This window comes from Pseudomonas sp. IB20, assembly GCF_009707325.1.
GTDB lineage: Bacteria > Pseudomonadota > Gammaproteobacteria > Pseudomonadales > Pseudomonadaceae > Aquipseudomonas.
Genome location: NZ_CP046103.1, coordinates 1881902 through 1903025 on the forward strand (window position 1 = coordinate 1881902; position 21124 = coordinate 1903025).

Genomic DNA, 21124 nt, shown 5'->3' on the forward strand with positions numbered 1-21124 from the left:
ATTGCCATCATTTACTGCTTCGCCACCTGCTTGCTGATTTTCAGGTAGTCCAGCAGGATCCGACCTGTTTCGGCCAGGTAGGCGTCGTCTTCCGGCTTGGTTTTTTCAGGCTCGGCCGGCAGTGCATCTTCATCTTCTTTCTTCAGCTCTTTGAGCGGGTCTTCGCCTTTAGCCTTGCGGCGGGCGTTTTCCAGCACAAGCTGCTGATTTTCGATGCTGGTGTGCTGCGCACGGCGATCCGCTTCGTTGAGGCTGACGGTTTTCTCTTCCATCAGCTTCTTGGCCAGGGCCAGTTTGTCGCGGATAAACACGAACTCGGCATCCTTGGCGGAGCGGGCGTCGTGGTCAGCCTTAAGCTGCGTCAGGAACGGTTTGAACGGGTCCGACGCCGGCTTGATCGCAGGGCGGATGGTGTCCCACGGCATGGCCTCGGGCAGGGCGCTCTCGCCGATTTCCTTGGTATCGATGATCGACGGGAAGTCGACATCCGGCAGCACGCCCTGATGCTGGGTGCTCTGCCCGGACACCCGGTAGAACTTGGCCAACGTCAGTTTCAGTTCGCCATGGTTCAGCGGCTGAATGGTCTGCACGGTGCCTTTGCCGAAGGTCTGGCCACCGACGATCAGCGCACGGTGATAGTCCTGCATGGCGCCGGCGAAAATCTCCGAGGCCGAAGCTGAGAGACGGTTGACCAGCAACGCCATCGGGCCTTTGTAGAAGGCGCCTGGGTTCTCGTCTTCGAGCACGTCGACACGGCCGTCAGCGTTGCGTACCAACACGGTCGGGCCCTTGTCGATAAACAGGCTGGTCAGCTCGGTGGCTTCCTGCAGGGAGCCGCCGCCGTTGTTGCGCAGGTCGATGACTACACCGTCGACTTTCTCTTTCTGCAACTCGGTGAGGATTTTCTTCACGTCGCGGGTGGTGGACTTGTAGTCCGGATCGCCAGCGCGGAACGCCTTGAAGTCCAGGTAGAAGGCCGGGATTTCAATCACGCCCAGCTTGTAGTCCTTGCCATCCTGCTTGAGGTTGAGGACTTTCTTCTGCACGGCCTGGTCTTCGAGCTTCACCGCTTCACGGGTGATGGACACGATCTTGCTGGTCTGGTCGTTCGGTGCATTGGTGTGCGGAATCACTTCCAGGCGCACCACGCTGCCTTTCGGCCCACGGATCAGCTTGACCACTTCGTCCAGGCGCCAGCCGACCACGTCGACCATCTCTTTGTCGGCCTGGGCTACGCCGATGATTTTGTCGGCCGGGGCGACCTGCTTGGTCTTGTCGGCAGGGCCTGCCGGCACCAGACGTACGATCTTGACTTGGTCATTGTCGCTTTGCAGGACGGCACCGATGCCTTCCAGCGACAGACTCATGTTGATATCAAAATTTTCCGCGTTATCTGGCGACAGATAATTGGTGTGCGGGTCGTAGGACATCGCGAAGGTGTTGATGTAGGCCTGGAAGATATCTTCGGCACGGGTCTGGTCGAGACGTGCCAGCTGATTCTTGTAGCGCTTGGTCAACAGCTCTTGAATGGCCTTGGGCTCTTTGCCGGCGATCTTCAAGCGCAGCACTTCGTCCTTGACGCGTTTGCGCCACAGGTCGTCAAGGGCGGCGGTGCTGGTCAGCCAAGGCGCGTCCTTACGGTCCACCAGAAGGGTTTCCTTCTGGGTGAAGTCGAGCTTGTCGACGCCTTTGTTCAGCTCACCCAAGGCGAAGTCCAGACGCGCTTTGACGCGGTCCAGGTAGCGCTTGTAGATGGTGAAACCGGGCTGCAGGTCGCCGCTCTTGAGGAAGTCGTCGAACTGGGTCTTCCACTTGTCGAACTCAGCGATATCGCTGGCCAGGAAGTAGCTGCGCGACGGATCCAGCAGCTTGAGGTAGCTGTCATAGATGATCACCGAGCGAGCGTCGTCCAGCGGCGGCTTGCTGTAGTGATGACGCTTGAGCAACTCGACAACGTTAAGGCTGGCAATCACCTCATCGCGATCAGGCTGAAGGTTGTCCCAGCTATTGGCTGCGAACGTATTGGTCGACATCGACGCGAAGCCGAGACCAATGAAAAGAGCGAGGGCGGTGCTGGGGAACAGATGCTTCATGCTGATTCGACGCGGGGGCAATTGATAACGCATATTAGGCCGTCTTTGAGGGAGCCGGTTCCATATGATCCGGTCGCATAATGCAAAAAGCCCGGCGCTACAGCAACGGGCTCAGTCCAGACTCACTATGGAGGCACTGTGAAAGCATTGCAAGGCGTTGAAGGTCATGTGGAGTGGCTGACAGAACCCAGTCCTACCTGCGATGTAGGCCAAGTTCGCATTCGTGTGGCGGCTGCGGGCCTCAACCGCGCCGATTTATTACAGCGCGCGGGGCTCTATCCGCCACCGCCCGGGGCCAGCGCTGTGCTCGGTCTTGAGTGTTCCGGGATCATCAGCGAAGTGGGGCCGGGGTCGTCCTGGCAGGTCGGCGATCGCGTCTGCGCGCTGCTGGCCGGTGGCGGCATGGCCGAAGAAGTGGTGGTGGATGCGCGCCACGTGCTGCCAGTGCCGGAAGGCTTGTCGCTGACCGAAGCAGCGGCGTTGCCTGAGGTGTACAGCACGGCGTGGCTGAATCTGTTCCAGCTGGCGGGTCTAAAACCCGGTGAAAAAGTATTACTGCATGCCGGCGCCAGTGGCGTGGGCTCGGCGGCGATCCAGCTGTGCAAGGCGTTTGGCAGCCCGTGCTGGGTCAGCGTCGGCTCGGCGGAGCGCCTGGCCTACTGCGAAGCACTCGGCGCCCAGGGTGGTGTTGTACGTACTGAGGGGATTGAAGGGCTGCGCGATTTCGGGCCGTTTGACGTGATCCTCGACCCGGTGGGTGGCAACTATGCGGCGCTGGACCTCAAGCTGCTGGCCCTGGACGGTCGCTGGGTGTTGATTGGCTTGATGGGCGGGCGCGACGCGCAGCTTGACCTGGCGCAGGTGCTGGGCAAGCGTATCCAGCTGCTCGGCTCAACCCTGCGCAGCCGCAGTGATCAGTTCAAGGCGGACCTGTTCAGTGACTTGAGCCAGCATGTATGGCCGCTGTTTGCCGAGAGGCGCTTGAGCCCGCAACTGGCCAAGACCTTCCCGATCAAGGATGCCGAGGCGGCGTTTGCCGAGTTGGCGACCAACCAGATCTCCGGGAAGTTGGTGTTGGTGATTGACGACAGTTTGGCCTGACTCTGAACTGGAATGCGTTCAATGTGGGAGCTGGCTTGCCTGCGATAGCAGTGTCTCAGTGAAGAATGTTTCATCTGATACACCGTTATCGCGGGCAAGCCCGCTCCCACAGTGGATTGGATTTCAATTCAAATAAGTCGGGGTCACACCCAGTTGTGGATCGGCCAGCCGGCCTTCTCGGCATGCTCGCGCAACACCGGGTCCGGGTTCACCACCTGCGGGTGATCGACCTTCAGCAGCAATGGCAAATCATTGCGCGAATCCGAGTAGAAATACGCACCCTCCAGCGTCTCACCTTCGCGCTCTAACCATTCGAGCAACCGCGTGATCTTGCCTTCACGGTAAGTCAGTACACCCACGGTACGGCCGCTGTACGCGCCATGGCTGACGTCAAGATCAATTCCCAACACTTCGTCGATACCGATGCGTGCCGCAATCGGCGTGACCAAATGCGTGCCCGAGGCGGAAATCACCAGGACCCGGTCGCCATTCGCACGGTGCCGGGCGATGGTCTTGGTGGCGTCGCTGTAGATCAGCGGCTCAATAACGTCCTCGACCCAGGGTTCCACCAGGTGCTCGATTTCTTCCGGCGTGCGGCCGATCATCGGCTCCAGGCTGAAGGCCATGAAGTCTTCCATGCGCAGCTTGCCCTGGCTGTAGGCGTCCATCAATTCGTTGTTCTTGCGCATAAACGACTCAGGGTCGACCCAGCCCAGGCGGCCCATCTGCTCGCTCCACAGGGTGGCGCAGTCGCCGTGGATCAGGGTGTCGTCCAAATCAAAAATTACCAATGCCATCCGTCATGCTCTCTCATTAAATCGTCGCGTCAGGCTACTTCACACAACGCACTGGGGTCGATGGAAAGTGCCAAACGCTGGCCATCCGGGTGCAGGTCGTCGGCCGAACGGTTGAGTACATCCACCACCAACTGCACGCCGCGCGCTTCGATGCGGTAGCGAATCACGTTGCCCAGCAGGCTGTGGCTGCGCACCAGTGCGTCCAGCTCGCCGCTGCGGCTCAGTTCGATGGCCTCCGGGCGAATCGCGATGCGCCCGCTGATCGGGCGTTGCAGCAACTGGCTGGCCTTGTCTGCGTCGAGCAGGTTGTAGTTGCCGATAAAACCGGCGGCGAATACATCCACCGGTGCAGTGTAAAGGGTCTCGGCATCGCCGCTTTGTACGATCTTGCCCTGATTCATCAGGAAGATGCGGTCGGACATGGTCAGTGCTTCTTCCTGGTCATGGGTCACGAAAATCGTGGTCAGCCCCAGTTCGCGCTGGATCTGGCGGATCTGCTCGCGCAGGTGCTTGCGAATCCGTGCATCCAGCGCCGACAGCGGTTCATCCAGCAGCAACAGGCGCGGGCGAGTCACCAGGGAGCGGGCGAGGGCCACGCGCTGGCACTGGCCGCCGGACATCTGGTGCGGATAACGGCCAGCGAGCTCCTTGAGTTCCACCAATTGCAGCACTTCCTGCACGCGCTTGTGGCTGTCGTCGGCGTTGACCTTTTGCATGCGCAGGCCGAAGGCGACGTTCTGTTCCACGGTCATGTTGGGGAACAGCGCATAGCTCTGGAACACCATGCCGATATGCCGTTTCTGTGGGCTCAGGGGCACGATGTCCTGGCCATCCAGCAGAATTTGGCCACTGTCCACCGAGGTGAGGCCGGCGATGCAGCGCAGCAAGGTCGACTTGCCGCAACCGGACGGGCCGAGCAGGGTGACGAATTCGCCCTTGGCGATCTCGCAATTGATATCACTGAACACCGGGGTGCCGGCGTAGCCTTTTTGCAGGTGTTGGACGCTGACGAAGCTCATTGGCTTTTGTCCTTGTTCAAGATATTGGCGGCCCAGGTCAGCACCAGCACAAAGAAGAAGTAGGAAATGACGATGGCACTGGTGAAGTGGCCGCTCGTGTTGCGCATGTTGTTGAGGTACACCTGCAGGGTTTCGTAGCGGGTGCCCACCAGGATATTGGCGAACACGAACTCGCCGAACAGGAACGAGAACGACAGCAGCAGCGCCACCATCAGGCCTTTGCGCAGGTTCGGCAGCACCACCAGGATCGCCGCCTGCCAGGTGCTGGCGCCGAGTAGCTGCGAGGCGTCCATCAGGTCACGCAGGTTGATCGCTTGCAGGTTGTTGGTGATCGCGCGGTACATGAACGGCAGCGCCACGGTGAAGTAGCAGCCGATCAGGATCCACGGTGTGCCCACCATCGCCAGCGGCCCGGAGCCGTAGAGTTGCAGCAAGCCCACCGACGACACCACCGGCGGCACCGCGAAGGGCAGCAGGATGAGGATGTTCATCAGCGCGTCGAGTCGGGGGAAGTGGTAATGCACCACGAACAGCAGCGGCAGAATCAGCACCACCGACAGGACCAACGCGCCCACACATACCAGCAGCGACTGACCGAAAGCGGCCAAAAAGCGCGGGTCGCTCCACAGTTGCACGTACCATTTCAGCGTGAAGCCGGAGGGCAGGATGGTCGCCGACCAACTGCTGGCAATCGAGTAGACAAAGGTGCCCACCAGCGGCAACACCAGGATCGCAAACAACAGGTACACCACTACGCGATGGTAGAGGGCGGCCGAGCCGGCTTCAGCGCGAGACATGGTAGCTCCTCTTGAGCAGCAGTTGATGGACCACGGTGACCACGGTCATCAGCGCCACCAGCACCACGGCCAGGGCACTGGCCATGTTCGGGTCCAGGGAGATGTCGCCGGAGACCATCGCCGCGATGCGGATTGGCAATACGTTGAAGTTGCCTGTGGTCAGCGCGTACACCGTGGCATAGGCGCCAAGGGCGTTGGCCAGCAGGATCACGAAGGTGCCGAGCAGTGCCGGGGTGAGCACCGGCAGGCCGATGTGCCGCCAGAACTGCCAGCTGCTGGCGCCAAGCAGGGAGGCCGATTCGCGCCAGTCTTCGCGCAACGCATCAAAGGCCGGGTAGAGCAGCAGCACGCCCAGTGGAATCTGGAAGTAGGTGTAAAGAATGATCAGGCCAGTCTTGGAGTACAGGTTGAAGTCCTGAATGATTCCGGCCTGCTTGAGCATGATAGTGATGCTGCCGTTGAAGCCCAGCAGGATGATGAAGGCGAAGGCCAGTGGCACACCGGCAAAGTTGCTGGTCATGTTGGCGAAGGCGGTGACGAAATTGCGCAACCGCCCATCGACGCGGCGTAACGAATAGCTACCGAGCACTGAGATGAGGATGCCGAACACGCTGGAGTAGAAGCTGATCTCCAGGCTGTACTGGATGGCCTGCAGGTAGAACTTCGAACTGAAGATCTTGGTGAAGTTGGCCAGGCCCCAGCCGAACTCTTCCGATTGCAGGCTGTTGATCATTACCCACACCAGCGGGGCGATTTCAAACACGATAAAGAACAGCGCAAAGGGCACTAGGCACAGGATCGCCAGCCATTTGCTACGGGTCATGGCGTTCACTTCAACAGCTCCCGGCATACAGGTTTGTCATGGGGCACACCCAGCAGCTCGCAGACGGTGCCGCACAGGTCGGTTTGCTTAGGGCTGGCAGCGGGGTCGAAGTTAAACGCCGAACCCAGCACGAACAGCGGTACTTCGCGTTCTTCCGGCAATAGGCCGTTGTGCGAGCGATCGTTGTTCATGCCGTGGTCGGCGGTCACCAGCACCTGGTAGCCGGCGTCGAGCCAGCCTTGCAGGTAGTCGGCAAGGATGATGTCGGCCGAGCGCGCGCTGTTGCGGTATTGCGCGGTGTCCAGGCCATGCTTGTGGCCAGCGTCGTCAATGTTCATTGGGTGCACCAGCAGGAAATTCGGCGCGTGTTTGTGGCGCAGGCTCTCGGCGTCAGCAAACAGGTGCGAGTCCGGGTAGTGGTCATTCCAGTAGAAATGCCCGTGCTGGATCGCCAGCGCCTTGTCGTCGGTATGACGGTCACGCGCGGCAATAAAGGGTGTGCGGTTATACAACTCGCTGACCCAGTGGTAAGCCGCCGCCGCGGTGGTGAGACCTGCGTCGGTGGCGTAATGGAAAATGCTGCGCTGGTTGGACAGGCGCGAGACATGGTTGTGGACGATGCCGCTGTCGATCGGTGGCACGCCGGTGAGGATGCATTCATACAAGGGCCGGGACAGGGCCGGCAGTTCGCAGTCCAGTTTGTAAAGCGCTGCGCGTCCTGCGCCGATATAGGCCTGCAGATGTCCCATAGCATGGCGGGCAACCTCGTAGTTCAGGCCGTCGAGCACCACAAGGATGACGTTGTGCTTCATAGGGGCTGGGGCTCCGCAACGGATTAGACTTGGTTCGGTTTTCTGGGGGGAACTGAGTGAAAAATGTGGGAGCGGGCCTGTGTGGGAGCTGGCTTGCCTGCGATAGCATCACCTCGGATCACATGAAACACCGAGTCGTCTGCATCGCGGGCAAGCCCGGCTCCCACACAAGCCAGCGCCTACACTGACCGTGTTTACAGCTCAGGCCTTACTGCATATTGATAATGACTTCTTCCTGCCACTTCTGCGGCAGTGCCTTGGAGGTCTTCTCCCAAGCGTCGGCATCTTTGATCGGCGTGACTTTCTTGTACTGCTCGTTCGGCAGCAGCTTGGCCTGTACATCGGCCGGCAGGGTCAGGTGCTCGGCACGGATAGGCCGAGCGTTGCCGCGCGCCAGGTTGGTCTGGCCGGCGTCGCTGAAGATGTACTCGCGGGTCAGCTTGGCGGCGTTCGGGTGCTTGGCGTATTTGTTGATGATGGTGGTGTAGCCGGAAATCACCGAGCCGTCCGAGGGGATCAGCACCACGTAGTCATCCGGGTTGGCCATCTTGGCTTTGTAGCTCAGGCCGTTGAAGTCCCAAACCACGCCCACTTCGACTTCGCCTTTTTCCATGGTGGCGATGGTCGGGTTGGCCAGCGACAGGCGGCCTTGCTTGGCGATCTCGGCAAACATCAGCAGCGCAGGCTGGATGTTCTTCTCGTCGCCACCGTTGGCCAAGGCTGCAGCCAGCACGCCGTTGGCGGCTTGGGCGGCGGTGCTCACGTCACCGATGGAGACTTTGTATTTTCCGGTCTTAAGATCAGCCCAGCTTTTCGGGGCTTCGGAGCCGTGCAGCAGTTTTTTGTTGACGATAAAGGCGATGGTGCCGGTGTAGGCCAGTGCCCAGTTGCCGTCTTTATCTTTTGCCCAATCCGGCACTTGTGCCCAAGTGGTCGGCTTGTACGGCTGGGCCACGCCCTGTTTCACCGCGATTGGGCCGAAGGCGGCGCCGACGTCACCGATATCGGCGCTGGCGTTGTCTTTCTCGGCGGCGAACTTGGCGATTTCCTGGGCCGAGCTCATGTCGGTGTCGATGTGCTTGAGGCCGTAGGTCTTGGCCAGGTCTTCCCAGGTGCCTTTCCAGTTGGCCCAGTCATCGGGCATGCCGACGCTGTTGATGGCGCCTTCCGCTTTCGCGGCGGCTTCCAAAGTTTTCAAATCGGTGTCAGCGGCCATGGCGGCGGTGCACATGGCAATGGTCGAGCCTAACAGTGATGCCAGGAAAAGCTTTTTCATCCGAAGCTCCTTTGGGCGTTTTCAACGCGGCGTTTTTATGAACGTGTGCGGGGGGCGGTTCATCACTGATTTCTTGGGGCGCGTTGCGCCTGAAAGCCGGCCAGGCAAGGCGCAGTCCGCGGAAGGTTGTTTCCTTGCCAGGCTGCAAACGCAGCCTGGCTTGCTTTTAGGCACAACCCGAAGGGCCGGGCCTGTTAGTGTGCTGGGCTGCGTTACTCGGAGCTTATTTGGAAAAACCAAATCGCGCTCCTCGCGCCTTCCCCAACCGAGGGCCCGGCGCGCCCCAAGAAATCAGTGATGAATCGCCCCGTTTGGTCTAGGTCAGAGCAATACCTGAGCCAATCTAGGCTCGCTGGATGACAGTTTCATGTCGATGTCGTTTTTAAATCGCTTATGTCGCTCATTCCAGACTCAGCGTAGACCATGCTCAAGTACCCGCAGGCCCTGGACTTGGCCGATGTATTGCAGGGTATGGAGGCGGGTGTGGACAGGGACTGTCATCTGTCGGTCATCTGTTATGCCTAGGCTAGCAAGCAACAGCAGACGCCCGAATACAGCGCGGTTTGTGCACCTGAACGGTGCTGGTCTAGTCCAGATAGGTAACGTTAATGCGTGATGAGGCAATCAAGGCGGTGACATCCATCGGCCTGGCGCTGCAAGAGCAGATCGACCATGGCCTGCTGCCACCTGCCAGTAAGTTGCCCGCCGAGCGCAAGCTCAGCGAGTTGTTTGGTACCACGCGCATTACCGTGCGGGAAGCCTTGTTACAGCTGGAAGCCCAAGGGCAGATTTATCGCGAAGAGCGCCGTGGCTGGTTTGTTTCGCCGCCACGCCTGGCCTATAACCTGATGCAGCGCAGCCACTTTCACGCGATGGTCAGCGACCAGGGGCGGGTGGCGTCTACGGAGGTGATTTCGGCGCGGCTGCAACCGGCGTCGGCGGCGGTGTGTGCCTGGCTGCAGTTGCCGGCATTGTCGAGTGTGATCCAGATCTGCCGTAGCCGGCGGATTGATGGGCGCTTGGTGTTGTATGTGGAGCACTACCTGAACCCGCAGTATTTTCCAGGGATTCTGGCGTGTGATTTGAATCAGTCGATGACCGAGCTGTATGCGCGCAAGTACGACCTGCATTACGGGCGCGTGCGTTTTGAGATTGTGCCGACGTCACTGCCGGTGGAGGCCGCCGCCGCGTTGCGCGTGTCGGTGGGCAGCCCAGGCCTGCGCATTGCCCGGGTCAATTATGACCAGCACCAGCGTTTGATCGACTGCGACCTGGAGTTTTGGCGGCATGATGCGATTCATGTGGGGGTGGATGTGGTGTGACGCTGCGGGGGCGGGCTTGTTGTGGCGAGCAGGCTTGCCCTGCGTTGGGCTGCGCAGCAGCCCCAAAACCTTCGAAGGTGATTGGTCTGAAAGAACGCGGCGGTCTTATTGGGGCTGCTGCGCAGCCCAGCGCGGGGCAAGCCCGCTCGCCACAGCAAGCCTGTTTGTCACAAGAACTCTGAGTCAGGCATCAGTGTTTTGAGCACCTGATCCACATTGCTTTCCAACTCCGCCACCGGGTCCGCACTGTCGACGTTCAACACCAATAACTGCGCACCGGATGCCGTCACCGCCGCTTTCACCGCTTCACTCGGCTGGCGGTGATGCAGCACCACGGCCACGTCGCTGCCCTTCAAGCTGGCGGTTAACGCCTGTAACGCCTCAGGCGTCCAATCGGCATCCGGCCGTGCATCGGTGCTGACCACTTCCAGGTTCAAGCTGCTGATCAGATACGCAAAGTGATCGCTCAGGCTGACCACGCTCAGGTTGTCCGCCTGGGCCAGTCGCGCTTCGCTGTCGGCGTTGAGTTTGAGCAGGCGCTGTTTGAGGGCGGCGAGGTTGGCGTCGATCTTTGGTTTGGCGCTGGGCGCCAGGCGGCTCAGGTCGGCGGCCATCACGTCGGCCATGCGCCCCATGTTGTTGCTCGACTGCCACGGCTGGCTGTTCAGTCCATCGGTGCTGCCCGGCTGCACGGCGATACCCGGCAAGCCGCCGTCCACCGGGCGTGCGGCGTCAACTTCGATGATGCGGATATTGCTGCGCCGCGCCACCGGGTACAGCGGGTCATCCGCCCACAGCGATCGCAGGCCGATGGTGGCGTCGGCGTCCTGGGCCAGGCTGTTCAACGCCTGCGCGCCACGGCCGGTGAAGTAGGACACCTGCCGCGAGCCGGGCAGGTTGGGCGGCGCGGCGCGCTCAAGCTTCACGTCGGTACCTTTGAGCAGCACCTCGGCCAAGCCGTACGTGATGGGCAGCGAGGCCAGAACCTTGACCGGCTTCTTGGCCTTGGTCAGGGCGGCATGGCCGAGGCCTTGGTTGACTTTGAACTCGTTGGGATTAAAACCGTCGACGGCGGCCAGCGCCGAGGTGCTGAGCAAACAGGCGATGGCCAAGGCCAGTGGGCGAAAGACAGGGCGCATTATCCAAGATTCCCTTTGAGGCTGGGCACGGTGCCGCGCGCGATGGCGGCGAAGGCGAAGGCGATACCGGCCACCAGAATGATCGCGGCACCGGACGGGATAGGCAGGTCGAAGATGATCGGCAGCAGGATGCCGCACAGCGTACTCACCGTGGCGATCACCACCGAGATCCAGAAAAAGCCTTTGAGCGACTGGCTCAGCAGGCGAGCGGCGGCTGCCGGAATCACCAGCAGCGCGCCAACCAGAATCGCGCCGATCACCTTGACCGCCGCCACGGTGATCAACGTCACCAGGATCACAAACAAATAATCCAGGGTCTTCACGGCCACACCGCGCACGGCGGCCAGTTGCGGGTTGAAACTGGCGAGCATGATGCGGTTGTAAAGCGGCAGCGCCAGGGCCATCACCAGTGAGCCAACCACGGCCAGTACCAGCAAATCGTTGCCGTTGACCGTCAATACCGACCCAAACAGCACGTTCTCGAGGATGTGCACGTTGATCTTGCCCGCCAGGATCAGCAGCAGGCTCGCGCCCAACGCCAGGGACACCGAGAGGAACACGCCGATCAAGGTGTCCGGCGCCAGGCCGGTGCGGTTGCGCAGGTAGTTGAGCAGGATGCCGAACAACAGGCAGTAACCGAACAGCGCACCATACGGCCCGGTGTAGGGTTCACCCAACAGAATGCCCACGGCCACGCCGGTCAGTGCGGCATGCCCGACCGCTTCGGAGAAAAACGCGAAGCGCTTGACCACCACCAGCGTGCCCAGGCCGCCCAGTACCGGGCCGATCAGCAAACCGGCGAGCAAGGCATTGACCACAAACCCATAGGCCAGCGCTTCCGGCAGATAGCCGGAAGAGGCCCAGCCCTGGACCATCAAACGAAACGCTTCATAACTCATTGCGCCGGGCTCCGAGGGTGAGTGGAGAACAGGGTCAACAGGCGATCCGGGGTCAGCGCCTCTTTGGGCGTGGCGTCGAACAGCACGCGGCGGTTCAGGCCGGTAACGCGGTCGGCCAGGCGGCCCACGGCGTCCAGGTCGTGTTCGATCCACAGCACGGTGATCCCGGCCAGGCGCCAGTCATTGATCAGCCTTTCGAAAACCTGGATGCCGGCTTCATCGAGGGCCGACATCGGTTCATCCAGCACCAGCAGGTGCGGTGCCGGGATCAGGCCCTGGGCCAGCAACACGCGCTGACGCTCACCGCCGGACAACGCACCCATGCGGCGTTTACGTTTGTCCTGCATGCCCACCCGTTCCAGCGCCTCGCCAATTGCCCCGGCGTAATGCTTGGACAAACCAAGAAACGCCGGGCGCCGCTGACACATGGCCGCCATGAAGTCGTCGACAGTCATCGGCAAGCCCCGGTCGAACTCCAACGCCTGCGGTACATAGCCGACGGTGCCGGGTGTGGTCGGCCACTCGAGGCGCAACTGCCCTTGGTGTGGCGTTTGCCCCAGCAGGGTCTTGATCAGCGAGCTTTTACCGCCGCCATTCGGGCCGACCAATGCGTGGATGCTGCCCGGCTGGACCTGGAAACTCACGCCATCGAGGATCACGGTGCGGCCCAAGGTCAGCGAGACCTTGTCGAAGTCGAGGGTCGGGCCAATGCTGGCCACCTTCAGGTGCTCTGCCGCCGTCATGCCCCCGACTCCTGAATCGCCCGCACCACAGTGTTGAGGTTGCCGGTCATTTCCACTTCGTACTTTTCAGGCGTGTATTCGCCGTAGGAGATATGCGACAGCGGGTACAGCTTGACCCCGGATTCACGCTGGATGGTCTCGACGTAGGTGGATGGGAAATCCATCTCCGAGAAGATCACCTTCACGTCCAGGGCGCGCAGTTCGTCGATGGTCTTTTTCAGCTGGCTGGGGCTCGGTTCGATGCCGTGGGCCGGCTCGACCACGGCGGTGACTTCCAGGCCGAACTCGCGCAGCAGGTAGTCATAGGCCGCGTGCACAGTGGCTACGCGCAGATCCGGGTTGGGCGCGCTGGTCAGCTTGGCCAGGGCGTCGGCGCGCATCTGGCGCAGGCGCTTGCTGTAGGCGCGGGCGTTCTGGGTGTAGGTTTTGGCGTTGTCCGGGTCAAGTTTGCCCAGCTCTCGGGCGATGTTGTTGACCTGGGCAATCGAGGCGCTGATCGACAGGAAGGTGTGCGGGTTGACCACTTTGCCCGCACCGCGCGCGGCATTGCCGGTGGCGGCCAGCAGCGGCACGTTGGCATTGGCCTCGATCACCGGGATGCCCGGGCGCTCGCTGGTGGCGATCATGCGGTCGGCGAAATCGTCATGGCCGACGCCGTTGAGCACGATCACGTCCAGCGTGCCGATGCGCTTGATGTCATCGGCGCGCGGCTCGTAGGCGTGCGGGTTGAAACCGGCCGGAATCAACGGCACCACCTCGGCCTTGTCGCCGACGACATTGGTGACGTAGCTGTAATAAGGGTGCAGGGTGATGCCGATGCGCAGGCGTTTGGCTGCCTCGGCGTTCGCCAAAGGTGCCAGCATCAAACTGAACAGGCTGACCAGCAACAGGCGCAACAGGGGAGATGAAATAGACATGGGCAATCGGTCTTCTCGGTCAGTGACGGTGCTGGCGCGTAACGCCGGCATCGAATTGCGCGACCACCTGTTGCCAGCCGGCAGCGATCAGCGCCTGGTCAGTGAGGTCGGAAGGGGCGGCGAGGTTGGCTTGGCGGTTGAGCCAGATATCCGGCTCGGCGCCGTGCACGCGCATCAGCAGCGAGCCGCTGGCACTGGGCGTCTGGCTTAGACCTACATAGGCCGACGGCGCCAGCAACTGCCAGCGATGGTCGCCACGGCTGACCGAACTGGCGTCCTGGGCAAACGGCGCAAACCCTTCTTCGGCCAGTTGCTCAGGCGTCGGCAGCGCGCTTTGCTCCTGTTGCAGCAGTTGGATCTCATCCAGGGTCACCCGCAGGTCGGCGTAGATGCCTTGCTCGGCGGCGCTGAGGTCGCGGCGCGCATCCAACTGGTGGCTGGGCAGCGCCGCAACTTCCTGGGTTTCACCGTGCAGGGCAATCACCGAGCCTGCCACCGCGAGGATGATCAGGCACAGCAGTAGCACGTAGAGGGTTTCGTGGCCGGCACCGGCCGGGCGGACTACCTGTGTGGTACTCATCGAGGTTGGATATCCGCTTGGTCGATTTCCACGACGTGGCCGGGGCCTGCATCAAACAGCACATAGAACTCGGCCGCAGGCTTCTTGAAGGTCAGGGTCGAGTCCTGGCCGAGTTTGCCGGGCAGCAGGATGGTTTCGTCGTAGCCGATCACGTCCAGGGTCACACCCGGGGCGCCGCTGCCGTCGGAGAAACCGCCGGTGCACTGGATCTGCTCGCCGGGGATCTCTTTGCATTCGCACATCGGGTTGTGGGCCAGGGCCACGATACTGAAACCGGCGCCGAGCAACAGTGCGGCGCAGGCGCGGGTCAGGCGCTTGAAAGTCATGGTTTAACTCCTTGCTTGTTCAGCCAGGCAATGGTGGCAGGCGAGGCCTGGCTCAGCGGGATGGAACCCTGGTGCATCGTGCCGTCCCAGCCTTCCATGGTGACCCACAGTTCGGCGTCGGCCGGCGTGCGTTCCGGCACCGGCAAGGCGGCGCCCATGCGGTACGGCGTACCAAAGAAGATCACCCCGGCGGCGCGCAGGCTGCGCGGTTTGCCGATGCGCAGGTAGGTGGCCTTGACCTGCTCGGCGCAGGTGTCGCACAGGGCGGCGTTGAAGAATTTCATCGGGCCGGCCGGGTCCGGGCTTGGGCCTTCATTGCGGAACTCGGCGAGCTTCAGGCTCCAGGGCCCGACCTGCACGTCCCCGACCACCCGCTCACCAATGCCGCTGTCGCCGCGAAACAACGCGGCATCGGCAAAGTATTTGGGCATGAACCCCAGCGGCACCAGCAACAGCAGGATGTTGATGTGGAACCGCCATTTCAGCCAAAAGGCGCGCAGCGGCGAAGGGGGCGTAGCGCGAGCGACCTTGCTCATGAGTGGGCCTGCGAGGTTTCAGCGTGCATGGCTGGGATGGAAGCCGGCGCACGTTGCGTCTTGGCTTCGCGCTTGAGGGCGTTGAGGGTGGCCAGGGCGGTGCGCTTGGTCCAGATCAGCAGGCCGCTCAATACCATCATGCTCAGCACCAGGCCGAAGAATGCCCAGATCAGCTTGATCCACAGCCCGCCAAAGTCGCCGGTGTGCAGTGGGCGCATGGATTCGGTGACGAACTCCAGCGTCGAGCGGTCGGACAGCAAGTGCGACACCGCAATCTCGCCGCTGTATGGGTTGAGCTGGGCGGTCTGGAACATCAGCGGGTACCAGCCGCGCCCGCCAATCTGCAGGTGGCTGTAGGCATTGAGCGGCAGGAACACGAACGTGGCGTCCAGCCCGGGAATGCGTTGGGTGGCAATCTTGATGGCGTCGTCCAGCGGGATCATCGGTGCCGGCACGCCGGGCGCAGACGTCGGCACCTTCTCGCGGGCAATCACCGGCACGATCGGTTCGCTGGAGATGGAAATCTGGTTGTCCCCCAGGATCGCCTGGATCAGGAACCAGGTGCCGGTGATGGAAATCACCGCAATAAACCAGATCGACCAGATACCGCTCAGGCGGTGGAAATCGCCCCAGAAGATCCGCGCGCCGTGGCGGATGCGCAGCGTAGGGCGCAGAAAGCCCTTCCAGAAGCGCTTGTAGACCACCAGCCCGGTGACCAGCGACGCCAGCAACGGCAGACCGAGCGCCGAGACCAGGTACCAGCCCCAGCTGAAGCCATTGGTGAACGGCACCAGCCACCAGCCGTGCAGGGCGCGGGTAAATTGCTTGAAGTTGAACGACGGGCTGATGCCCTGGATCGCGCCGGTGAACGGGTTGACGTAGACCTCCACGGAGCGCCCGTCGGGGTAGCTGAGGTCGACACTGAGGGCAAAGTGCGATTCATCCGGACGCACGATGGACTGCACGATTGCCTGGGGTTCGTCGCGCTTGATGGCCGCGATCACCTGGTCAAAGCTCAGCAGTTCGGCGTCATCCGATGGTTTGCTGGCGCGGATGTCCGGGTTGGCCAGCCAGACGATTTCCTGGCTGACCACCGCCAGGGTGCCGGTGACGCAGACAATCAGCACAAAGAACCAGATGGGCAATGCCAGCCAGCTATGCACGAGAAACCAGAGTTTGGAGCGCGACTTCTTCGACATGTGAATGAGGATCTTGATCGGAGGGGCGAAAGAGGCCCGGAAAAGGCCGGTCGTAGCTTTTGCTGACGCGACGGGCTGTATCTAAGTTAAGACGGATGAGAATCAGAAATCCCTAAGTCAGATATGAAAGAAAATGTTTCAGGTTCACATTCGCAGTGCTTTGAGGTGCAGATCGAACACGAAACATGTTCCAAGCCATCACCCTGGCGCCATTGATGAGGCGGGGTGGCTGCGTAGGATGGGTGTATGCCGTTGAGCCAGCCCCAAGAACGTGAGCCCTAAGAAAAATGACTGCCAGAACCCTCTACGACAAACACATCGATTCCCACACGGTGTGCCCCTTGGATGACCAGGGCCATGTGCTGCTTTATATCGACCGTCAGGTGATCAACGAATACACCAGCCCCCAGGCCTTCAGCGGCCTGCGCGAGGCTGGGCGCAAGGTGTGGCGCCCCGGCACGGCATTGGCGGTGGTCGACCATGTAAACCCCACCACGCCCAAGCGCATCGCGGCGATGCCGGATGCGGGCGGGGCGCGGCAGGTGTCGTATCTGGCGCAAAACTGCCGCGACTTCGGCATTGAGCTGCTGGATATCCTCGACAAGCGCCAAGGCATCGAACACGTGATCGCCCCGGAGCAGGGTTTCATCCTGCCGGGCATGGTGATCGCCGCCGGTGACAGCCACACCACCACCTACGGCGCCCTCGGCGCGTTCGGGTTTGGCATCGGCACTTCGGAAATCGAGCACCTGCTGGCTTCGCAGACGCTGGTCTACAAGCGCCTGAAAAGCCTGCGCGTGACGGTCACAGGGGCGCTGGCGCCAGGCCTGACCTCCAAAGACGTGATCATGGCGCTGATCGGCAAGATCGGTGCGTCCGGTGCCACCGGTTACGCCATCGAATTTCGCGGTTCCACCATTGATTCGCTGAGCGTCGAAGCGCGCATGACCATCTGCAACATGGCGGTGGAAGCCGGTGCGCGTGGCGCCTTCATGGCGCCGGACGAAAAAGTCTTCGCCTACCTCAAGGGCAAGCCCCGCGCGCCGCAGGGCGAGCTGTGGGAGCAGGCACTGGTGGGCTGGCGCCAACTGCATTCGGACGCAGGCGCCGTGTTCGACCGCGAAGTGTATCTGGATGCCAACACCCTGGCGCCGATGGTCACCTGGGGCACCAGCCCCGACCAAGCCGCGCCTATCGGCGCTCGGGTGCCCGACCCGCAGGACGTCAGCGACCTGATCCTGCGCCAGGACATGCGTCGGGCCCTCAACTACATGGGCCTGGAAGCCGGCATGCCGCTCAGCGATATCGTCATCAGCCATGCGTTTATCGGCTCCTGCACCAACGCCCGCATCGAAGATCTGCGCGACGCCGCCAGCGTGGTGCGCGGTAAACACGTGGCCGACCACGTGCGGGCGATGATCGTGCCCGGCTCCACCGAGGTGCGCGACCAGGCCGAGGCCGAAGGGCTGGCGGCGATCTTTATCGACGCCGGTTTCGAATGGCGCCAGTCCGGCTGCTCGATGTGCCTGGCGATGAACGACGATGTGCTCGCCGCCGGCGACCGCTGCGCCTCCAGCACCAACCGTAACTTCGAAGGCCGCCAGGGCGCGGGTGCACGCACGCACCTGATGAGCCCGGCGATGGTGGCCGCCGCCGCGATCACGGGCCGCCTCACCGATATTCGCCACTTTGGAGACCGTGTATGAGCCTGCAACCGTTCACTCTGGTCACCGGCAAAGCCGCGCCGATGCTGGCGGCGAATATCGACACCGACGTGATCATGCCCAAGCAGTTTCTCAAGGGCATCGACCGCAGCGGTCTGGACCGTGGGCTGTTCTTCGACCTGCGATTTCTAGCGTCCGGCCAGCCCAACCCAGCGTTCGTGCTGAACCAGCCGGCCTGGCAGGGTGCGAGCTTCATGGTGGTTGGGCCGAACTTCGGCTGTGGCTCCAGCCGCGAACACGCGGTGTGGGGCTTGAAACAAATGGGCATCCGCGCGCTGATCGGCAGCAGCTTTGCCGGGATTTTCTATGACAACTGCCAGCGTAACGGGGTGTTGTTGATTACCTTGGACGAGGCGATATTGCAGAAACTCGGGCAGACCGTCAGCCAGGCTGCCCAGGCGCAGATCAGCGTAGACCTTGAGGCACAGCAGATTCGGCTGGCCGATGGCCAGGTCATCCCGTTCCAGCTCGATACCTTGCGCAAAACCGCGCTGTTGCTCGGCCTGGACGCGATTGGCAGCACCTTGCAGCGCAGTGAGCAAATCAAAGCGTTTGAGCGCAGGCATTTGGCTGCCTACCCTTGGCTAAGTTGAGAATTACGTAGTTATATACGTAGAAAGAACGCCCTCTATTTAATAAGAGGGCGTGCGAAGAGGCGCTGCCTGCATGAGCCAAGATCCGCAGCTGACCCTGTCGACCCGCAACGCGCGCTTGATCATCTTTGCCCGTGGCGTTTCGGACTTTGGCGCGTTCCTCAATATGGTGGCGCTGTCCACCTACGTTTACTGGCTCAGCCAAAGCGTGGTGTTTGTCAGTATTTTCCTGGCGTGCCGCGTCACCGGCGGGATTGTCGCCAGCTTGTTCGGCATTACGTTTTTTCGGCGCTTTCCAGGGCGTAGCACCCTGGCGGGGCTGGACCTGGCCAGAGCATTGCTGCTGTTGCCGCTGCTGGTGCTGATACCGGCGCATCAGCTCAGCGTGCTGCCCTTTATCGCGTTTGGTATCGGCCTATGCAATTCGCTGTTTGCGATTGGCCTGAACAGCCAGTTGCCGACGTGGGTCGCGCTTGAACAGCGGGTGAGCACCAATGCGTGGATCACGTCGGCGGCGGCCACCGGTGCGGTGTTCGGCAGCCTGCTGTCCGGGTTGCTGATTGCCACGGGAGGATTCGAGGCGGTGTTTGCCGTCAACATCGGCACCTACGTCCTGGCTGCGTGCCTGATCATGCCGTTGCGCGCCTTGTATTCGGTCACCGTCGCCGTGCACCGCGGGCTCTCGGCGGAGTGGCGTGAGCTGACCCAAGGGCTGCGGGGCGCGCCGGTGCTGGCGGCGATGTTGTTGATCAGCATGCTCGACACCCTCGGTAGCGCTGCGCATAACGTCGGCTGGCCGGTGCTGTCGCAGTACATTTCGCCGGACACAGCCAAGACCGTCATGGGGTATCTGCTGGCGGTGTGGGCGTGCGGCAAGTTCGTCGGTGCGCGAATCGCCAGTGCGTTGCTCAAAGGCCGTGGCACCCAAGCCATGGAACGCCTGTTCATGCTGGGCGTGGCGCTGATGTCCAGCGGCTTCATCCTGACCTTCCAGCAAACCGAACTGTGGTTGGCACTGCTGTTGGTGGTGTGGGCGGGGCTGGGCGACGGCGTGTCCGAAGTGGCGTTGATCTCCCGTGCGCAAAGCGAGCCAGACAGCCTGCGCCTGCCGCTGTTCAGCTTATTGACCCTGATCCAGATGGCTGGCTTCGGCGTGGGCATGTTGGTGGTGGGGCCGTTCTACCTGACGTGGACGCCGGCGCAGGTGATTGTGCTGTTTCATGGCCTGCCGCTGACCGCTTTGTTGGTCATGGGTATATGGCGGAGCGACCACAGCATCAAATCGACAACCCCTTGAAGTGCTCCTGCAAAAACTCCACACAGGCTCTTAATTTCCCAGAGTAGGCCAAGCGTGTCGGGTACACCGCCCACACGTTGGCGCTCTGGGTGTAGGCGTGCAGCACTTGCACCAGCTTGCCCTGTTCCAGCAACGGCTTCACGTCCCACATCGAACGCAGCAAGACCCCGCGCCCGTCCAGGGCCCACTGCAATACGATTTCGCCATTATTGGAGGACAGCGGCCCACGCACGCGCACGCTGTCGGGGGCGCCGTCACGCTCCAGGTTCCAGATGCCGAACGCGTTGTCGCGTTCTTTGAGCACCAGGCAGTCGTGTTGCTCCAGATCACTCAGGTGTTGCGGCGTGCCACGGCGTTTGAGATAGGCCGGCGCGGCGCACAGCACCCGGCGGTTGCTCACCAGGTGTCGGCCGATGTGCTGGCCGGGGATGTCATCGCCCACGCGAATCTCCAGGTCGAAGCCTTCGCTGACGATGTCCACCACGCGGTCGAACAGGTCCAGGCGGATTTCCAGGTCCGGGTACTGTTCGGCCAGTAACGACAGGGCCGGCGCCACATGGTTGCGGCCAAAACCGAAGCTGCTGCACAGATGCAGATGGCCACGCGGGCTGTCATGGGCGTCGCTGAGTTCGTCGGACAGTTGCTGGAAGTCTTCGAGGATGCGCACGGCCCAGCGCTGCACCCGTTCACCGTCTTCGGTCAGGGCGATGCGCCGGCTGGTGCGGTGCAGCAGGCGGGTGGCCAGGGTGGTTTCGAGGATCTGGATACGCTTGCTCACATACGCAGGCGACAACCCCAGCTCATCGGCGGCGGCTGCGAAGCCGGCCTTGCGGATCACGGTGAGAAACACCCGCAGGTCTTCGGGTAGGGGCACGGTATCTTTCTTATGAGTCATCACGAACAGGCGTGGCGGCATGAGCCGCCACAATAGCATCGGTGTTTACTCGGCAGCGATCTTGGCCTGTGCCGCAGCGCGCGCATGCCGGCCGCGCTTGAGGGCGACAGGCGCCATTTTCTCGCGATCGAGTTCACCACACCCAACGCGATACAGGCGTGGCGGCATGAGCCGCCACAATAGCATCGGTGTTTACTCGGCAGCGATCTTGGCCTGTGCCGCAGCGCGCGCATGCC

General features: G+C 61.8%; 21 protein-coding genes. 5 read left to right on the plus strand and 16 right to left on the minus strand.

Translation table 11 applies throughout. The annotated features are described in order from the left end of the window. Positions 1-11: 11 nt before the first annotated feature. Entirely contained in the window at positions 12-2093 is a 2082-nt protein-coding gene (locus GJU48_RS08820) for a carboxy terminal-processing peptidase (RefSeq protein WP_176462974.1), read from the minus strand. Positions 2094-2231: 138 nt separating this feature from the next. Here GJU48_RS08820 and GJU48_RS08825 point away from each other — a divergent pair, with 138 nt between their 5' ends. Continuing rightward, positions 2232-3194: a zinc-binding dehydrogenase gene (locus GJU48_RS08825; RefSeq protein ID WP_094952111.1), complete on the plus strand. Its 963-nt coding sequence runs from the start codon at positions 2232-2234 to the stop codon at positions 3192-3194. A gap of 143 nt (positions 3195-3337) precedes the next feature. Here the strand turns inward: GJU48_RS08825 and GJU48_RS08830 are convergent, their stop codons facing one another. The 6 genes from GJU48_RS08830 to GJU48_RS08855 form a co-directional block, all read right to left on the minus strand. Further along, the gene (locus GJU48_RS08830; RefSeq protein WP_094952110.1) at positions 3338-3991 is read right to left on the minus strand and encodes an HAD family hydrolase; all 654 of its coding nucleotides are present in this window, start codon (positions 3989-3991) and stop codon (positions 3338-3340) included. A gap of 29 nt (positions 3992-4020) precedes the next feature. Then, positions 4021-5010: an ABC transporter ATP-binding protein gene (locus GJU48_RS08835; protein ID WP_094952109.1), complete on the minus strand. Its 990-nt coding sequence runs from the start codon at positions 5008-5010 to the stop codon at positions 4021-4023. Beyond that, positions 5007-5807, minus strand: a complete 801-nt coding sequence (locus tag GJU48_RS08840) for an ABC transporter permease (protein WP_094952108.1) — start codon at positions 5805-5807, stop codon at positions 5007-5009. Before GJU48_RS08840 ends, GJU48_RS08835 begins: the two co-directional genes overlap by 4 nt. Further along, entirely contained in the window at positions 5794-6630 is an 837-nt protein-coding gene (locus tag GJU48_RS08845) for an ABC transporter permease (protein WP_176462973.1), read from the minus strand. The genes GJU48_RS08840 and GJU48_RS08845 overlap by 14 nt, the downstream gene beginning before the upstream one ends. 5 nt (positions 6631-6635) lie before the next feature. Continuing rightward, positions 6636-7442: an alkaline phosphatase family protein gene (locus GJU48_RS08850; protein ID WP_094952106.1), complete on the minus strand. Its 807-nt coding sequence runs from the start codon at positions 7440-7442 to the stop codon at positions 6636-6638. 208 nt (positions 7443-7650) lie between these two features. Beyond that, positions 7651-8718: an ABC transporter substrate-binding protein gene (locus GJU48_RS08855; protein ID WP_094952105.1), complete on the minus strand. Its 1068-nt coding sequence runs from the start codon at positions 8716-8718 to the stop codon at positions 7651-7653. 608 nt (positions 8719-9326) lie between these two features. Between GJU48_RS08855 and GJU48_RS08860 the strand changes: the two genes are divergently transcribed. Then, positions 9327-10040 (plus strand): UTRA domain-containing protein, encoded by a 714-nt coding sequence (locus tag GJU48_RS08860; protein ID WP_094952104.1) that lies wholly within the window; start codon positions 9327-9329, stop codon positions 10038-10040. 167 nt (positions 10041-10207) lie between these two features. Here GJU48_RS08860 and GJU48_RS08865 read toward each other — a convergent pair whose 3' ends face one another. The 8 genes from GJU48_RS08865 to GJU48_RS08900 are packed head-to-tail and all read right to left on the minus strand — an operon-like array spanning position 10208 to position 16379. After that, positions 10208-11179, minus strand: a complete 972-nt coding sequence (locus GJU48_RS08865) for a metal ABC transporter substrate-binding protein (protein WP_094952103.1) — start codon at positions 11177-11179, stop codon at positions 10208-10210. After that, entirely contained in the window at positions 11179-12078 is a 900-nt protein-coding gene (locus tag GJU48_RS08870; protein ID WP_094952102.1) for a metal ABC transporter permease, read from the minus strand. The genes GJU48_RS08865 and GJU48_RS08870 overlap by 1 nt, the downstream gene beginning before the upstream one ends. Continuing rightward, positions 12075-12821 carry a metal ABC transporter ATP-binding protein gene (locus tag GJU48_RS08875; RefSeq protein ID WP_094952101.1) on the minus strand — a complete coding sequence of 249 codons (747 nt, stop codon included), beginning with the start codon at positions 12819-12821 and terminating at the stop codon, positions 12075-12077. The genes GJU48_RS08870 and GJU48_RS08875 overlap by 4 nt, the downstream gene beginning before the upstream one ends. Continuing rightward, positions 12818-13738 carry a metal ABC transporter substrate-binding protein gene (locus tag GJU48_RS08880; RefSeq protein WP_094952100.1) on the minus strand — a complete coding sequence of 307 codons (921 nt, stop codon included), beginning with the start codon at positions 13736-13738 and terminating at the stop codon, positions 12818-12820. The genes GJU48_RS08875 and GJU48_RS08880 overlap by 4 nt, the downstream gene beginning before the upstream one ends. A 19-nt stretch (positions 13739-13757) precedes the next feature. Then, a complete protein-coding gene (locus GJU48_RS08885; RefSeq protein WP_094952099.1) occupies positions 13758-14318 on the minus strand; it encodes a DUF6162 family protein in 561 nt (186 codons plus the stop codon). Then, positions 14315-14644 (minus strand): hypothetical protein, encoded by a 330-nt coding sequence (locus tag GJU48_RS08890; RefSeq protein WP_094952097.1) that lies wholly within the window; start codon positions 14642-14644, stop codon positions 14315-14317. Before GJU48_RS08890 ends, GJU48_RS08885 begins: the two co-directional genes overlap by 4 nt. Beyond that, positions 14641-15180, minus strand: a complete 540-nt coding sequence (locus tag GJU48_RS08895; RefSeq protein ID WP_094952096.1) for a thiamine pyrophosphate-binding protein — start codon at positions 15178-15180, stop codon at positions 14641-14643. Before GJU48_RS08895 ends, GJU48_RS08890 begins: the two co-directional genes overlap by 4 nt. Then, on the minus strand, positions 15177-16379 hold the full coding sequence (locus GJU48_RS08900; RefSeq protein WP_094952095.1) for a PepSY-associated TM helix domain-containing protein: 1203 nt from the start codon (positions 16377-16379) through the stop codon (positions 15177-15179). Before GJU48_RS08900 ends, GJU48_RS08895 begins: the two co-directional genes overlap by 4 nt. Before the next feature lie 287 nt (positions 16380-16666). Between GJU48_RS08900 and leuC the strand changes: the two genes are divergently transcribed. The 3 genes from leuC (at position 16667) to GJU48_RS08915 (ending at position 19993) form a co-directional block, all read left to right on the plus strand. Then, positions 16667-18085, plus strand: coding sequence for a 3-isopropylmalate dehydratase large subunit (leuC, locus tag GJU48_RS08905; RefSeq protein ID WP_094952094.1), 1419 nt, complete (start codon positions 16667-16669; stop codon positions 18083-18085). Next, positions 18082-18696 carry a 3-isopropylmalate dehydratase small subunit gene (leuD, locus tag GJU48_RS08910; RefSeq protein WP_094952093.1) on the plus strand — a complete coding sequence of 205 codons (615 nt, stop codon included), beginning with the start codon at positions 18082-18084 and terminating at the stop codon, positions 18694-18696. Before leuC ends, leuD begins: the two co-directional genes overlap by 4 nt. 73 nt (positions 18697-18769) lie before the next feature. Beyond that, positions 18770-19993 (plus strand): MFS transporter, encoded by a 1224-nt coding sequence (locus GJU48_RS08915; protein WP_155295962.1) that lies wholly within the window; start codon positions 18770-18772, stop codon positions 19991-19993. On the opposite strand, the gene GJU48_RS08920 is transcribed toward GJU48_RS08915, so the two are convergent. After that, positions 19974-20888 carry a LysR substrate-binding domain-containing protein gene (locus GJU48_RS08920; RefSeq protein ID WP_218193716.1) on the minus strand — a complete coding sequence of 305 codons (915 nt, stop codon included), beginning with the start codon at positions 20886-20888 and terminating at the stop codon, positions 19974-19976. The genes GJU48_RS08915 and GJU48_RS08920 overlap by 20 nt on opposite strands. Positions 20889-21124 lie beyond the last annotated feature (236 nt).

Bases quoted from the DNA above. Each gene is read 5' to 3' on its own strand.
- GJU48_RS08880 (WP_094952100.1), bottom strand. From the start codon at position 13,738: ATGTCTATTTCATCTCCCCTGTTGCGCCTGTTGCTGGTCAGCCTGTTC.
- GJU48_RS08830 (WP_094952110.1), bottom strand. From the start codon at position 3,991: ATGGCATTGGTAATTTTTGATTTGGACGACACCCTGATCCACGGCGAC.
- GJU48_RS08855 (WP_094952105.1), bottom strand. From the start codon at position 8,718: ATGAAAAAGCTTTTCCTGGCATCACTGTTAGGCTCGACCATTGCCATG.
- GJU48_RS08860 (WP_094952104.1), top strand. From the start codon at position 9,327: ATGCGTGATGAGGCAATCAAGGCGGTGACATCCATCGGCCTGGCGCTG.
- GJU48_RS08885 (WP_094952099.1), bottom strand. From the start codon at position 14,318: ATGAGTACCACACAGGTAGTCCGCCCGGCCGGTGCCGGCCACGAAACC.
- GJU48_RS08840 (WP_094952108.1), bottom strand. From the start codon at position 5,807: ATGTCTCGCGCTGAAGCCGGCTCGGCCGCCCTCTACCATCGCGTAGTG.
- GJU48_RS08850 (WP_094952106.1), bottom strand. From the start codon at position 7,442: ATGAAGCACAACGTCATCCTTGTGGTGCTCGACGGCCTGAACTACGAG.
- GJU48_RS08890 (WP_094952097.1), bottom strand. From the start codon at position 14,644: ATGACTTTCAAGCGCCTGACCCGCGCCTGCGCCGCACTGTTGCTCGGC.
- leuC (WP_094952094.1), top strand. From the start codon at position 16,667: ATGACTGCCAGAACCCTCTACGACAAACACATCGATTCCCACACGGTG.
- GJU48_RS08870 (WP_094952102.1), bottom strand. From the start codon at position 12,078: ATGAGTTATGAAGCGTTTCGTTTGATGGTCCAGGGCTGGGCCTCTTCC.
- GJU48_RS08865 (WP_094952103.1), bottom strand. From the start codon at position 11,179: ATGCGCCCTGTCTTTCGCCCACTGGCCTTGGCCATCGCCTGTTTGCTC.
- GJU48_RS08875 (WP_094952101.1), bottom strand. From the start codon at position 12,821: ATGACGGCGGCAGAGCACCTGAAGGTGGCCAGCATTGGCCCGACCCTC.
- GJU48_RS08845 (WP_176462973.1), bottom strand. From the start codon at position 6,630: ATGACCCGTAGCAAATGGCTGGCGATCCTGTGCCTAGTGCCCTTTGCG.
- GJU48_RS08820 (WP_176462974.1), bottom strand. From the start codon at position 2,093: ATGAAGCATCTGTTCCCCAGCACCGCCCTCGCTCTTTTCATTGGTCTC.
- leuD (WP_094952093.1), top strand. From the start codon at position 18,082: ATGAGCCTGCAACCGTTCACTCTGGTCACCGGCAAAGCCGCGCCGATG.
- GJU48_RS08895 (WP_094952096.1), bottom strand. From the start codon at position 15,180: ATGAGCAAGGTCGCTCGCGCTACGCCCCCTTCGCCGCTGCGCGCCTTT.
- GJU48_RS08900 (WP_094952095.1), bottom strand. From the start codon at position 16,379: ATGTCGAAGAAGTCGCGCTCCAAACTCTGGTTTCTCGTGCATAGCTGG.
- GJU48_RS08835 (WP_094952109.1), bottom strand. From the start codon at position 5,010: ATGAGCTTCGTCAGCGTCCAACACCTGCAAAAAGGCTACGCCGGCACC.
- GJU48_RS08915 (WP_155295962.1), top strand. From the start codon at position 18,770: ATGAGCCAAGATCCGCAGCTGACCCTGTCGACCCGCAACGCGCGCTTG.
- GJU48_RS08920 (WP_218193716.1), bottom strand. From the start codon at position 20,888: ATGACTCATAAGAAAGATACCGTGCCCCTACCCGAAGACCTGCGGGTG.